Annotated in this window: 12 protein-coding genes; 7 read left to right on the forward strand and 5 right to left on the reverse strand. The window is 72.2% G+C overall.

Features of this window, described 5'->3' with window-relative positions:
- Positions 1-219: 219 nt before the first annotated feature.
- Complete coding sequence (locus ICC28_RS16510) at positions 220-2,268, forward strand: HelD family protein (RefSeq protein WP_188289492.1); 2,049 nt, start codon at positions 220-222, stop codon at positions 2,266-2,268.
- Positions 2,269-2,513: 245 nt separating this feature from the next.
- Here the strand turns inward: ICC28_RS16510 and ICC28_RS16515 are convergent, their stop codons facing one another.
- The gene (locus ICC28_RS16515; RefSeq protein ID WP_188289329.1) at positions 2,514-3,209 is read right to left on the reverse strand and encodes a copper homeostasis protein CutC; all 696 of its coding nucleotides are present in this window, start codon (positions 3,207-3,209) and stop codon (positions 2,514-2,516) included.
- Positions 3,210-3,354: 145 nt separating this feature from the next.
- On the opposite strand from ICC28_RS16515, the gene ICC28_RS16520 reads away from it, so the two are divergent.
- Both ICC28_RS16520 and ICC28_RS16525 read left to right on the forward strand, forming a co-directional pair.
- On the forward strand, positions 3,355-4,020 hold the full coding sequence (locus ICC28_RS16520; protein WP_188289330.1) for a hypothetical protein: 666 nt from the start codon (positions 3,355-3,357) through the stop codon (positions 4,018-4,020).
- A 9-nt stretch (positions 4,021-4,029) separates the two neighbouring features.
- Entirely contained in the window at positions 4,030-5,133 is a 1,104-nt protein-coding gene (locus tag ICC28_RS16525) for a GNAT family N-acetyltransferase (RefSeq protein WP_223188951.1), read from the forward strand.
- Here ICC28_RS16525 and ICC28_RS16530 read toward each other — a convergent pair.
- Positions 5,130-5,393: a DUF4031 domain-containing protein gene (locus ICC28_RS16530; RefSeq protein WP_188289331.1), complete on the reverse strand. Its 264-nt coding sequence runs from the start codon at positions 5,391-5,393 to the stop codon at positions 5,130-5,132. The two genes, ICC28_RS16525 and ICC28_RS16530, sit on opposite strands and share 4 nt — an antisense overlap.
- Positions 5,390-5,785: a hypothetical protein gene (locus ICC28_RS16535; protein WP_188289332.1), complete on the reverse strand. Its 396-nt coding sequence runs from the start codon at positions 5,783-5,785 to the stop codon at positions 5,390-5,392. Before ICC28_RS16535 ends, ICC28_RS16530 begins: the two co-directional genes overlap by 4 nt.
- Positions 5,786-5,840: 55 nt before the next feature.
- Here ICC28_RS16535 and ICC28_RS16540 point away from each other — a divergent pair, with 55 nt between their 5' ends.
- The 4 genes from ICC28_RS16540 to ICC28_RS16555 all read left to right on the forward strand — a co-directional run bounded on the left by ICC28_RS16540 (position 5,841) and on the right by ICC28_RS16555 (position 10,170).
- Positions 5,841-6,764 (forward strand): MurR/RpiR family transcriptional regulator, encoded by a 924-nt coding sequence (locus tag ICC28_RS16540; RefSeq protein ID WP_188289333.1) that lies wholly within the window; start codon positions 5,841-5,843, stop codon positions 6,762-6,764.
- A 65-nt stretch (positions 6,765-6,829) separates the two neighbouring features.
- Positions 6,830-7,759 (forward strand): N-acetylmuramic acid 6-phosphate etherase, encoded by a 930-nt coding sequence (murQ, locus tag ICC28_RS16545; RefSeq protein WP_188289334.1) that lies wholly within the window; start codon positions 6,830-6,832, stop codon positions 7,757-7,759.
- A gap of 15 nt (positions 7,760-7,774) precedes the next feature.
- A complete protein-coding gene (locus ICC28_RS16550; RefSeq protein ID WP_188289335.1) occupies positions 7,775-9,139 on the forward strand; it encodes a PTS transporter subunit EIIC in 1,365 nt (454 codons plus the stop codon).
- 62 nt (positions 9,140-9,201) lie between these two features.
- Positions 9,202-10,170, forward strand: a complete 969-nt coding sequence (locus ICC28_RS16555; RefSeq protein ID WP_223188953.1) for an ankyrin repeat domain-containing protein — start codon at positions 9,202-9,204, stop codon at positions 10,168-10,170.
- Positions 10,171-10,216: 46 nt separating this feature from the next.
- On the opposite strand, the gene ICC28_RS16560 is transcribed toward ICC28_RS16555, so the two are convergent.
- A complete protein-coding gene (locus ICC28_RS16560; protein WP_188289336.1) occupies positions 10,217-11,347 on the reverse strand; it encodes an NADH:flavin oxidoreductase in 1,131 nt (376 codons plus the stop codon).
- 199 nt (positions 11,348-11,546) lie between these two features.
- Positions 11,547-13,169: a chaperonin GroEL gene (gene groL / locus ICC28_RS16565; RefSeq protein ID WP_188289337.1), complete on the reverse strand. Its 1,623-nt coding sequence runs from the start codon at positions 13,167-13,169 to the stop codon at positions 11,547-11,549.
- Positions 13,170-13,368 lie beyond the last annotated feature (199 nt).

Genomic DNA, 13,368 nt, shown 5'->3' on the forward strand with positions numbered 1-13,368 from the left:
AGGGGGCGGGCTCCGGGCGTCCCCTAGGGGACGCCCGGCGGGATAATTCGTTGGCCTGCGTCCGGCCCGCTCACCTAGAATCTCCGCTCTTGCCCGCCTCCCTCTCGGAGTGCCGCCGCCCGGACGGAAACCGGACGGCTTCTCACGGCGCCCGTACGGCACGTGTCCGTACCGGAGCGTCCTCCTTCCCGCAGGTCTTCCGGAGGCATTCCCGTGTCCGTGTCCACGCCCGTCGACGACGACCCCCTCTCTCGTGAGCGCTCCCACCTCGCCTCCTCCCGCGCCGCCCTGCGCGCGATGCGCGAGGAGGTCGAGGCCCTCGACATCACCGACGTCACCGCGAACTGGGTCAACGCCGAGGTCCTCACCCGCCAGATCGACGAGCGGATCAAGGCGCTCGCCGACCTCAGCGACACCCCGCTGTTCTTCGGCCGCCTCGACTACCTGCACGCCCCGGGCGCGGAGGGTGCGGAAGGCGGCGAGGGCGAGCGGTTCTACATCGGGCGGCGGCACGTTCACGACGCCGTCGGCGACCCGATGGTGATCGACTGGCGGGCGCCGGTGTCGCAGCCGTTCTACCGGGCCTCGAAGAAGGACCCGATGGACGTCGGGCTGCGCCGCCGCTTCGGCTACACGGGCGGGGACCTGACCGCGTACGAGGACGAGCACCTGTCGGACCCGGCGGAGGCGGCCCGCACCAGCAAGCTGCTCCAGCAGGAGATCGAGCGGCCGCGTGTCGGGCCAATGCGGGACATCGTCGCCACGATCCAGCCGGAGCAGGACGAGATCGTACGGTCGGGTCTGGGCGGGACCGTGTGCGTGCAGGGCGGTCCTGGCACCGGGAAGACGGCGGTCGGCCTGCACCGGGTGGCGTATCTGCTGTACGCCCACCGTGAGCGGCTGGCCCGGACCGGCACGCTGGTCATCGGGCCGAACCGGTCCTTCCTGCACTACATCGAGCAAGTCCTGCCCGCGCTGGGTGAGTTGACGGTGCGGCAGGCAACCGTGGACGACCTGGTCGGGCAGCAGGTGGAGGTGCGCGGCGCGGACGACGCGGCGGCGGCGATCGTCAAGGGTGACGCCCGGATGGCGGAGGTGCTGCGCCGGGCGCTGTACTCGCACGTGACGATGCCGACGGAGCCGGTCGTGGTGGTGCGCGGGTCGCGGCGGTGGCGGGTGCCCGCGTACGAACTCGAAGACATCGTGCGGGAGCTGCTGGAGCGGGACATCCGGTACGGGGCGGCGCGTGAGGCCCTGCCGCAGCGGATCGCGCACGCCGTGCTGGTGCAGATGGAACGGTCCGGGGAGGCGCCGGACGACCGGGTCCAGGACGCGGTGGCCCGCAATACGGCGGTGAAGGCCGCGGTGAAGGCGGTCTGGCCGGTGGTCGAACCGGCGAAGCTGGTGCTGCGGTTGCTGACGGACGCGGAGTTCCTGGCGGAGCACTCGGAGGGGCTGCTGTCCGAGGACGAGCGGAAGACGATCCTGTGGGCGAAGCCGGTGCGGTCGGTGAAGTCGGCCAAGTGGTCCGCCGCGGACGCGGTGTTGATCGACGAGGCCGCCGATCTGGTGCAGCGGACGCATTCGCTCGGGCATGTGGTGCTGGACGAGGCGCAGGATCTGTCGCCGATGCAGTACCGGGCGGTGGGGCGGCGGTGCACGACGGGGTCGGCGACGGTGCTGGGGGATCTGGCGCAGGGTACGACGCCGTGGGCGACGCGGAGTTGGGCGGAGGCGCTGGCGCACCTGGGGAAGCCGGAGGGGGTGGTGGAGGAGCTGACGGCCGGTTTCCGTGTCCCTACGGACGTCATCACGTACGCGTCCCGGCTGCTGCCGCACATCGCGCCCGGGCTGACGCCGGTGGCGTCGGTGCGGGAGAACCCGGGGTTCTTCGAGGTGCGGGAGGCCTCGGGCGCGGGTGATGTGGTCGCCGCGTGCGAGGAGTTGCTGCGCAACGAGGGCTCTACGGGGCTGATCGCGGCGGACGCGCGGATTCCGGCGTTGGCGGAGGCGTTGGAGGAGGCGGGCCTCGGCTGTCTCGCGCCCGGTGAGGAGACGACCGCGGAGACCCGCCTGACCTTGGTCCCGGCGTCGCTGGCGAAGGGCCTGGAGTACGACTACGTGGTCCTCGACGAGCCGCAGGCCGTGGTGGACGGCGAGCCGGACGAGCGGACGGGGCTGCGGCGGCTGTACGTGGCGCTGACGCGGGCGGTGTCGGGGCTGGTGGTGACCCATTCGGCCCCCTTGCCACAGCAGCTGACGGCGTAATACCCCGGGACCTTCTTTCGCCCCCGCCGCCCCTACCCGTCCCGTCCCTGGGGGCTGCCGCCCCCAGACCCCCGCTTCGGCCCCGAAAGGGCCTCGTCCTCAAACGCCGGACGGGCTGGGTGATGCGGCCCTGCGCCGATCAGCGCCGTCCACCCTGCGGGCAGTCGTGCCGCTGGGGCGGCACGGGTGGGCGCAGGCGGCACCCCCGTAGCGCCGGGGTGCGCGTCCGGCCGCCGCGCTGGGGGTCACGCCGCGTCCAGCGTCCTCCGCCACTCCCGTACCGCGTCCGCGGAGACGGGGCCGGTCCAGCCCTCGGCACCACGGGCCGCGCCGCCGATGTGGAAGGCGTCGAGGCCGGCCGAGACGAGATAGGGGACGTGGGCCAGTTGCAGGCCGCCGCCGACGAGGATCCGTTGTTCGTACCCCGGCTCCCCTCTCCGCGCCGCCTCCGCCAGCAGCGCCGGCAGCCCCGTGCCGACGCCCGCGGAGGAGCCCGCGGTCAGGTAGGTGTCCAGGCCGGGCAGCCCGTCGAGGGCCTTCCGCACCGCGTCCCGGTCCGTCGCGTGGTCGATCGCCCGGTGGAAGGTCCACCGGCAGCCGCCCAGCGCCGCCACCACCCGCTCCACCGCATCGAGGTCGACGAGGCCATCCGCGTCGAGGAACCCGAGCACGAACTCCGAGGCCCCGGCCGCCCTCATCTCCTCCGCGACACCCACCAGCCGCCCGACGTCCCCCGCCGCGAACCCGTCCGCCAGCCGCAGCATCACCCGCAGCGGAATGTCGACGGCGGCACGGATCCCGGACACGGTCGCGGCCGACGGGGTGAGCCCGTCGGCCGCCATCTCGGTGACCAGTTCGAGGCGGTCCGCGCCTCCGGCCTGGGCGGCGACCGCGTCCTCGACGTCGAGGGCGATCACCTCCAGGAGTGCACGCTTGCTCATGGGGCCCCATTCGTCGGGTCGGCGACTACTACAACTGCTACAGGTCTAGTCCAATCTAACGGGTGTGCCGCCCGGAAGCCCCCCAACCCCGGTCTCCGGTCCCACGCCTGTCCCCACCTCCGCCCCCATCCCCGACAATGGGCACATGGCCGACCTCCACGCCCTGCGCACCCGCTTCGTCCGCGCCCTCGAAGGAGCCCGCAGCCCCGGGACCGCCGGCCCGGACCCCCTGCCCTACGCCGACGATCTCCTCGCCCGCTGGCAGGAGCCGCAGCGCCGGTACCACACGCTCGCGCACCTCACCGCGGTCCTCGACCACATCGACGTACTGGAGAAGCAAGCGGACGACCCGGACGTCGTACGGCTGGCCGCCTGGTTCCACGACGCCGTGTACCTCCCCGACCGCTCGGAGAACGAGGAACGCTCCGCCCGCCTCGCCGAACGCGCCCTGCCCGAAGCCGGCGTCCCCGGGGCGAAGACCGCCGAGGTGGCCCGCCTCGTCCGGCTCACCGTCACCCACGCCCCCGCCGACGACGACCTCAACGGCCAGGTCCTGTGCGACGCCGACCTCGCGATCCTCGCCGCGCCGCCGTCCGCGTACGCCGCCTACACGGCCGCCGTCCGTGAGGAGTACCACTTCGTGCCGAACGACGCCTTCCGCGAGGGCCGGGCCGCCGTCCTGCGCCAACTCCTCGCCCTGCCCCGCCTGTTCCGCACCCCGCACGGCACGGAGCACTGGGAGGCGACGGCCCGTTACAACCTCCGGTCCGAGCTGGAAATGCTGTCGCTCCCGTCGCCCCCGTCCGCATAGCCTGACCGCATGCGAAACGTGGGCGGGGAACGCGTGCAGGAGGCGGTGGCGGGCTCGGTGGCCCTGCTGCGGACCGTGACCGACCGGGACTGGGAGGGGGTCGGGGCGGGCCGCCTGGAGTGGAGTTGCCGCGCGACCGTCCTCCACATCGCCTCGGACCTCATCGCCTACGCCGGCCAGCTCGCCGGCCGTGCGCAGAGCGCGTACGTCCCCTTCGGCATCACCCTCGACGACGGCACCGACAACGACGGCCTGCTGGACGTCGTCGAGACCACCGGCGCCCTGCTCACCGCCGCCGTCCGTACGGCACCGCGCGAGGCGCGCGCCTTCCACCCGTACCCGTTCCGCAGCGCGAACCGCGAGGGCTTCGCCGCGATGGGCGTCGCCGAGGTGCTGCTGCACACGCACGACATCGCCGAGGGTCTCGGCCTGGCGTACGAACCCGCCCCGGAGCTCGCCGAGTTCGTCCTCACCCGGATCTTCCCGCAGGTCCGGCCCGGCCCCGACCACTGGCGCACCCTGCTGTGGGCCACCGGCCGCGGCGAGCTGCCGGACCGCGCGGCGCTCACCGAGTGGCGCTGGCACAACAACCTGGTGGTCCCGGCCGACCGCCTCACCCTCCAGGGCGTCACCCCCGCCTCCGCCGCCGACCTGGCCGCGGGTGGCGACGGTGGCTTCGCCTGGGTCGAGGACGGCCCGTGCGACGGCACCCGTGAGGCCGCGAAGATGGTCCTCAAGGCCTACGAAGGCGGCGTGCACCGCGCGGAGTTCGGGGTCTTCGCCCTCGTACGACGTGAGGACGGGCGGGCCGTCGGCGCCATGGGCTTCCACGGCGCCCCGGACGAGGACGGCCGCGTCGAGATCGGCTACGACCTCACCGAGTCGTCCCGCGGCAACGGCTACGCGACCGAGGCCCTGAACGCCCTCGCCGCGCACGCGCTCGCGCGGGACGACGTACGGGCCGTGATCGCGATCATCGACCACGACAACGTGCCGTCGCAGTCCGTGGTGACGCGGGCGGGGTTCACCAGGGCCGCCCTGGACGAGGAACGCGCGACGAGCGAGGGCCGGGAGGCGGACGGCCCGCTCCGGGTGTACGTGCGTACGGCCTAGGGCCGCCCTTTCGGCCTGCGCAACCCCGCCCCGTGCAGCAGCCGCACCACTTCCCGGCTGCTCACCTCCACCGCGCCCGCGGCCACCACGTCCGCGTACCGGTGCGAGGGGATGTCGTAGTGGTCCCGCTCGAAGGCCTTGCGGGGCACGCCCAGCCGGTCGGCGAAGGCGTGCAGCTCGGCGAAGGAGACGTCACTGACGAGGTGGGACCACATGCGGCCGTGTCCGGGCCAGGTGGGCGGGTCTATGTACACCGTCACGAGGACGCCGTCCCGTCGGCGGCCGACCCGAGCGCCCCGACGGCCGCGACCTTCACGCCCGCCTTGTGGCAGACCCAGTGCGGGTCGGGGCCCAGCTCCGGTTCGACGTCCAGGGCGTGCGGGTCGCCGGAGCCGCACACCGGGCACAGCGGCCAGCGGCCGTACCGTTCCAGCAGGGCGTCCTGGACGTCCTGGGCGACCAGACCGGCCACGTACTCCGCGCCCTCGGGCCACTGCTCGACCCACCACCGGCGTTCCACGACGGAGTCCTCGACCAGTGACACCACGTCCGCCTCGGCAACCTCCCCGGCGACCAGATCGGCGAGCACGAGCGCGCGTGCCGCGTGCAACGCCTGCTCCAGGGGGCTGAGCGGGTGGTCTGAGGGATCCATGCATCCATTGTGCGCACTCTTGACCACAACCCCGAGGCGAAAATATCTTTCACACGTGACCCAGCATGTGAAGGAAACTTTCGGGAACCCGGGTCAGCCCGGCGGCCCGCCCCCCGCGCCCGCCGCCCTCGCGGCCAAGGTGCGCACACTGGCGCCGTCGATGACCCGTTCCATGCAACGGGTCGCCGAGGCCGTCGCCGGTGACCCGGCCGGCTGCGCCGCCCTCACCGTCACCGGCCTCGCCGAACTCACCGGCACCAGCGAGGCGACCGTCGTCCGCACCGCCCGGCTGCTCGGCTACCCCGGCTACCGGGATCTCAGGCTCGCGCTCGCCGGTCTCGCGGCGCAACAGCAGTCCGGGCGGGCGCCCGCCATCACCACGGACATCGCGGTGGACGACCCCATCGCGGACGTCGTGGCGAAGCTGGCCTACGACGAGCAGCAGACCCTCGCCGACACCGCGGCCGGCCTCGACACCGCGCAGCTCGGCGCGGCGGTCACGGCCGCGGCCGCCGCCCGGCGCATCGACGTGTACGGCGTCGGCGCCTCGGGCCTGGTCGCCCAGGACCTCACCCAGAAGCTCCTGCGCATAGGGCTGATAGCCCACGCGCACAGCGACCCCCACCTCGCCGTGACGAACGCCGTCCAGCTGAGGGCAGGGGACGTGGCGATCGCGATCACGCACTCCGGGTCGACCGGCGACGTCATCGAACCCCTGCGGGTCGCCTTCGAGCACGGGGCCACGACCGTGGCGATCACCGGCCGTCCGGACGGCCCCGTCACCCAGTACGCCGACCACGTCCTGACCACGTCCACCGCGCGCGAGAGCGAGCTGCGCCCGGCCGCCATGTCGTCCCGGACCAGTCAGCTCCTCGTCGTGGACTGCCTGTTCGTGGGCGTGGCGCAACGGACGTACGAGACGGCCGCGCCCGCCCTCTCGGCGTCGTACGAGGCCCTCGCACACCGGCACCGGCGGTAACGGCGCCTCGCGCACCGGCGGTGGCCGACAGCACCCGCAGACATTCCGAAATGAGCCGCACCTCCATGACCTCCGCATCCCGTGATCTCCGCGCCGAGCTGGAGTCCCTGACCACCGAGGCCTTCCGCCCCGAGCTGGCCGACATCGACCGCCTCCCCACCCTCGACATCGCCCGCCTGATGAACGGCGAGGACACCTCCGTACCCGCCGCCGTGGCCGAGCGGCTGCCCGAGATCGCCGCCGCCATCGACGCCGTGGCCGAACGCATGGCACGCGGCGGCCGACTGGTCTACGCGGGCGCGGGCACCGCCGGACGGCTCGGCGTCCTGGACGCCTCCGAGTGCCCGCCCACCTTCAACACCGACCCGACACAGGTCGTCGGGCTCATCGCGGGCGGCCCGGAGGCCCTGGTCACCTCGGTGGAGGGCGCCGAGGACTCCCCGGAACTGGCCCGCGCCGACCTCGACGCGCTCGCCCTCACCCCCGCCGACACGGTGGTCGGCATCTCCGCCTCCGGCCGCACCCCGTACGCCCTCGGCGCCGTCGAACACGCCCGCGCCCTGGGCGCGTTGACCATCGGCCTGGCCTGCAACGCCGACAGCGCGCTCGCGGCCGCCGCCGACCACGGCATCGAGATCGTCGTGGGCCCGGAACTCCTCACCGGCTCCACCCGCCTGAAGTCCGGCACCGCCCAGAAGCTCGTCCTCAACATGCTCTCGACGATCACGATGATCCGCCTGGGCAAGACCTACGGAAACCTGATGGTCGACGTGCGCGCCTCGAACGACAAGCTGCGCGCCCGCTCCCGCCGTATCGTCGCGCTCGCGACCGGCGCGCGGGACGACGAGATCGAACGCGCCCTGGCGGCCACCGGCGGCGAGGTGAAGAACGCCATCCTGGTCGTCCTCGCCGGCGTCGACGGCCCGACGGCCGCCCGCCTTCTGGAGGAGTCCGACGGCCACCTGCGTGCCGCGCTGGCGGCGGCGGGCGGCTGACCCCAGTCTGCGGGGGTGAACACCTCCTCCCACGACACCGCCGCCGCCCTCCTCCCCCTGGTCGGCGGCCCCGCGAACGTCACCTCCGTCGCCCACTGCATGACCCGCCTGCGCCTGGGCCTGGCCGACGCCTCCCTGGTCGACGGGGACGGCGTACGGGCGGTGCCGGGTGTGCTCGGGGTCGTCGAGGACGACGACACGTACCAGATCGTGCTGGGACCGGGCGTGGTGACGACGGTGACCCGCGCCTTCGAGGCACTACTGCTCAAACGGTCACACCAACAGCGCAACGCGACCCCGGCGAAGTTGCTCCTGCGACGACTGGCGAACATCTTCGTCCCGCTGATCCCCGCACTGATCGGCTGCGGAGTGCTGGCAGGCCTGAACGGGCTGCTCCTGAACCTGGGTCGGCTGCCGGGCGTGACTCCGGCGCTGTCGGTGATCTCCGGCGCCTTCATGTCCCTCATCGCGGTGTTCGTCGGCTACAACACGGCGAAGGAGTTCGGCGGCACCCCGGTCCTGGGCGGAGCGGTGGCGGCGATCGTGGTGTACCCGGGGGTCGCAAACGTAACCGCGTTCGGCGTGCCTCTCGCCCCCGGCCAGGGTGGAGTACTCGGCGCCCTGGCGGCGGCCCTGCTGGGCACGTACGTGGAGAAGTGGTGCCGGGGACGCGCCCCCGCCGCCCTGGACGTCCTGATCACACCCACGGTGACGGTCCTGACCGCCGGCCTGGGCACGCTGTACGTCCTCATGTACGCGGCCGGCACAGTCTCCTCCGCCATCGGCACGGCATCGAACTGGCTCCTGGCAACGACGGGAGCATTCGCGGGCCTCGCCCTCGGCGGCCTGTTCCTCCCCCTGGTCATGCTCGGCCTCCACCAGGCCCTGATCCCCATCCACGCCACCCTGATCGAACAACAGGGCCACACCGTTCTGCTCCCCGTCCTCGCGATGGCGGGCGCGGGCCAGGTCGGCGCGGCGATCGCGGTCTACGTCCGCCTGCGCCACGACACCTCCATGCGCACGACCATCAAGTCCGCCCTCCCCGCGGGGCTGTTGGGCGTCGGCGAACCTCTGATCTACGGAGTCTCGCTCCCCCTGGGCCGCCCCTTCCTCACCGCCTGCGTGGGCGGGGCGGCGGGCGGGGCGTTCGTCGGCCTGTTCGCCATGCTCGGCACGAAGGTGGGGGCGACGGCGATCGGCCCCTCGGGCTGGGCACTGTTCCCGCTGCTGGCGGGGGGCGCGGGAGGGCTGTGGCGGACGGCCGCGATCTACGCGGGCGGGCTGCTGACGGGGTACGCGGTGGGCTTCGCAACGACTTATGTCTTCGGCGGCCTGCCGACCACCGGCAAGTCCCGCCCCGCTCCCGAGAGTCGGTGACCGCCCAGCACTGTCAGTGGCGCCTGCCACAGTGTCGGTACGGAGATCGAGAGGGGCGGGCGATGGTGGACGAGATGCACGGCTGGGCGGGGATGGAGTACGAGGGCTGGAAGGACCGCGAGGAGGTGCGGCGGCGGCTTGAGGCGGGGGCCGATCCTGAGCGGTGGGGGCGTGGAGGGGGGCGGCCGTTGCACCGGGCCGCCGTGTTCGGCTCGCCGGAAGTCGTCGCGGAGTTGGCGCGGCGAGTGGCGGACGTAGACGCGTTGGAGAACGGCACGACAGCCTTGTGGGACGCGGTCCTCGACGGTCGTACGGAGAACGCGCGGGCGCTGGCCGCCGCCGGGGCCGACCCGTGGTGGACGGGTTTCGGCGGCTGGTCGCCGGGACGGCTGAGCCTCGCCGGGCCGGAGCCGGGTCTGTTCCCGCTGCCCGAGGGGGTGCCGGGGCTGACGGAGGCCGAGCGAGCGGTGGTTGAGGAGGGGCGGCGGCTGAAAGCGGTCCTCGGGGACCTCTATTACGACGGCCTGGGCCTGGCATGCGTGGCCGGGATCGACGCCGAGGAGGCGATACGGCGTCTGGCGGCGACCCCGGCGGACGGCGGACTTCTGGACGAACTGCTGGAAGATCCGTACGCCTTCGACATGGACGAGTCACTGAGGATCGTCGGCGTGACGACCGTCCCCGGCGGATGCGTCGTCACCCAGCCCTGGGGCTACGCCCCGCAGCAGACGGTCGCCATGAAGCTGCTGTCGGAAGGCACCCTCGCCTACGGCCTGTACGCCAACCCCAAGAGCGGCAACCAGGGTTCCGTCTTCCGCGACGGCGTCGGCGAGGGCTGGGACCTCCACCCGGGCGGTGGGCCGTATCCCGAGGACAGCCCGGAGGACGTCCTGTTCGCCTACGTCCACCACTACAGCGCCGTCTCCTTCTCCCTCGCCTACGCCGGCCTGCGCCCGACCGACGCCCGTTGCGTCATGGGCCCGCCGGACGCGTGGGTGGAGCTGCCGGAGCGCGACTACTGGACGACGTGACACACGGCAGCCCCCAAGCCGGGCAAGCTACGAGGCCCGGATCGACTCAGCTCAACGACCGCAGCGACGCCACCTCGTACGGAGCCAGCTCGTCGAAGCGTCCGGCCAGCACCTTCGCGGCCCACTCCGGGTCCTGAAGCAGCGCCCGCCCCACCGCCACCAGGTCGAACTCGTCGCGCTCCAGCCGGTCCAGGAGGTCGTCGATGCCCTTCACCTGGGCGCCCTCGCCCTGGAAGGACTTGATGAACTCGCCGTCGAGGCCGACCGAGCCGACCGTGATGGCGGGCTTGCCGGTCAGCTTCTTCGTCCAGCCGGCGAGGTTGAGGTCGGAGCCGTCGAACTCGGGCAGCCAGTAGCGGCGCGTGGAGGCGTGGAAGGCGTCGACACCGGCCGCGACGAGCGGGGCGAGCAGGGCTTCCAGCTCCTGGGGGGTCTCGGCGAGCCGGGCGTCGAAGTGGTAGGACTTCCACTGCGAGTAGCGGAAGATCACCGGGAAGGACGGGGAGACCGCCGCCCGGACCGCGGCCGCGATCTCCGCCGCGAACTTGGTACGGGCCACCAGGTCACCGCCGTAGGCGTCGGTGCGGCGGTTGGTGCGGGACCACAGGAACTGGTCGATGAGGTAGCCGTGGGCGCCGTGCAGCTCGACGCCGTCGAAGCCGATGCGCTCGGCGTTCGCCGCGGCTTCCGCGAACGCGGCGACGACATCGTCGAGGTCGGCCTGGGTCATCGCCTTTCCGGCGCCCTCGGTGCCGTCCAGGCGGAGGCCGGAGGGGCCGACCGCGGGGGCGTCCGCGAACGGCGGGGCGCCCGCTTCACGCACCATGCCGATGTGCCACAGCTGCGGCACGATCTTCCCGCCCGCCGCGTGCACCTCCTCGGCGACCTTCGCCCAGCCCGCCAGCTGCTCCTCGCCGTGGAAGCGGGGCACGCGGTCGCTGTCACCGGCCGACTCGTGGCCGACGTAGGTGCCCTCGGTGACGATCAGTCCGACGCCCGCGGCCGCCCGGCGGGAGTAGTACGAGGCCACGTCCGCGCCCGGAACGCCGCCCGGGGAGAAGTTGCGCGTCATGGGCGCCATCACGATGCGGTTCGGGACGGTCAGGCCGTTGATGGTGACCGGACGGGACAGGACGTCGGCGGCCCGGGACCCGGGCTCGGCGGAGGTGGCAGTCACGCGGAGTACTCCTCGGTATGTGCATGCGCATGGACCAGGTTTACGGGTCAACAGCCCCGCCGACCACACCATTTCCGCCCGCTCTGTGACGCCGGACACACCCGAGGGCGGCACCCCCTGTGACCAGGGAGTGCCGCCCTCGGCGTGGTACAGCTACGGACTCGCGATCCTCGGTGGGACCAGAAGATCCCCTGAAGGATCAGAAGTCCATGTCACCGCCCGGCATGCCGCCCGGAGCGGCCGCGGCGGCCTTCTCCGGCTTGTCGGCGATGACGGCCTCGGTGGTGAGGAACAGCGCGGCGATCGACGCGGCGTTCTGCAGCGCGGAACGCGTCACCTTCGCCGGGTCGATGATGCCCTCGGCGACCAGGTCGACGTACTCGCCGGTCGCGGCGTTCAGGCCGTGGCCCGGGGTCAGGTTGCGCACCTTCTCCACCACGACACCGCCCTCGAGGCCGGCGTTGACGGCGATCTGCTTCAGCGGGGCCTCAAGGGCGAGCTTGACGGCGGCGGCACCGGTCGCCTCGTCACCCTCCAGCTCCAGCTTCTCGAAGACACCGGAGGCCTGCAGCAGGGCCACGCCACCACCGGCGACGATGCCCTCCTCGACGGCCGCCTTGGCGTTGCGCACGGCGTCCTCGATGCGGTGCTTGCGCTCCTTGAGCTCCACCTCGGTGGCGGCACCGGCCTTGATGACCGCGACACCGCCGGCGAGCTTCGCCAGGCGCTCCTGCAGCTTCTCGCGGTCGTAGTCCGAGTCGCTGTTCTCGATCTCGGCGCGGATCTGGTTCACGCGACCGGCGACCTGGTCGGCGGAGCCGGCACCGTCGACGATGGTGGTCTCGTCCTTGGTGATGACGACCTTGCGGGCGCGGCCCAGGAGGTCCAGGGTCGCGTTCTCCAGCTTGAGGCCGACCTCCTCGGAGATGACCTCGCCGCCCGTGAGGATGGCGATGTCGCCGAGCATGGCCTTGCGGCGGTCACCGAAGCCCGGGGCCTTGACGGCGACGGACTTGAAGGTGCCGCGGATCTTGTTGACGACCAGGGTCGACAGGGCCTCGCCCTCGACGTCCTCGGCGATGATCAGCAGCGGCTTGCCCGACTGCATGACCTTCTCCAGGAGCGGGAGCAGGTCCTTGACCGCGGAGATCTTGGAGTTGGCGATGAGGATGTACGGGTCGTCGAGGACGGCCTCCATACGCTCCATGTCGGTGGCGAAGTACGCCGAGATGTAGCCCTTGTCGAAGCGCATACCCTCGGTGAGCTCCAGCTCCAGACCGAAGGTCTGGGACTCCTCGACGGTGATGACGCCTTCCTTGCCGACCTTGTCCATGGCCTCGGCGATGAGCTCGCCGATCTGGGTGTCGGCGGCGGAGATGGAGGCCGTGGAGGCGATCTGCTCCTTGGTCTCGACGTCCTTCGCCTGCTCCAGCAGGGCGGCGGAGACGGCCTCGACGGCCTTCTCGATACCGCGCTTGAGGGCCATCGGGTTGGCGCCGGCGGCTACGTTGCGCAGGCCTTCCTTGACCAGAGCCTGGGCGAGAACGGTCGCGGTGGTCGTACCGTCACCGGCGACGTCGTCCGTCTTCTTGGCGACTTCCTTGACCAGCTCGGCGCCGATCTTCTCGTACGGGTCCTCCAGCTCGATCTCCTTGGCGATGGACACACCATCGTTGGTGATCGTGGGGGCGCCCCACTTCTTCTCAAGGACGACGTTGCGGCCCTTGGGGCCGAGGGTGACCTTGACGGCGTCGGCGAGCTGGTTCATACCGCGCTCAAGGCCGCGCCGCGCCTCCTCGTCGAACGCGATGATCTTGGCCATGTGAAGTGGTCCCTCCAGGACTGGGGGTGAGTACCGCAAATGGACCGCGCCCGCGCCCGCGACGGACGGCCTGCCTGCCTCGTGGTTCCTTGCCCCACCCGGCCAGCGGGCCTCACCGACCCGGTCCTCGTTGTCACTCTCACCTTCAGAGTGCTAACGCCAATGATTAGCACTCGACCCCTTCGAGTGCAAGGTGCGC

It is taken from the genome of Streptomyces sp. TRM68416 (assembly GCF_014596915.1).
Taxonomy (GTDB): domain Bacteria; phylum Actinomycetota; class Actinomycetes; order Streptomycetales; family Streptomycetaceae; genus Streptomyces.

Coding starts and splice junctions, on each gene's coding strand:
- ICC28_RS16535 (WP_188289332.1), bottom strand. CDS start 5,785: ATGGATCCCTCAGACCACCCGCTCAGCCCCCTGGAGCAGGCGTTGCAC.
- murQ (WP_188289334.1), top strand. CDS start 6,830: ATGACCTCCGCATCCCGTGATCTCCGCGCCGAGCTGGAGTCCCTGACC.
- ICC28_RS16525 (WP_223188951.1), top strand. CDS start 4,030: ATGCGAAACGTGGGCGGGGAACGCGTGCAGGAGGCGGTGGCGGGCTCG.
- ICC28_RS16520 (WP_188289330.1), top strand. CDS start 3,355: ATGGCCGACCTCCACGCCCTGCGCACCCGCTTCGTCCGCGCCCTCGAA.
- ICC28_RS16515 (WP_188289329.1), bottom strand. CDS start 3,209: ATGAGCAAGCGTGCACTCCTGGAGGTGATCGCCCTCGACGTCGAGGAC.
- groL (WP_188289337.1), bottom strand. CDS start 13,169: ATGGCCAAGATCATCGCGTTCGACGAGGAGGCGCGGCGCGGCCTTGAG.
- ICC28_RS16555 (WP_223188953.1), top strand. CDS start 9,202: ATGGTGGACGAGATGCACGGCTGGGCGGGGATGGAGTACGAGGGCTGG.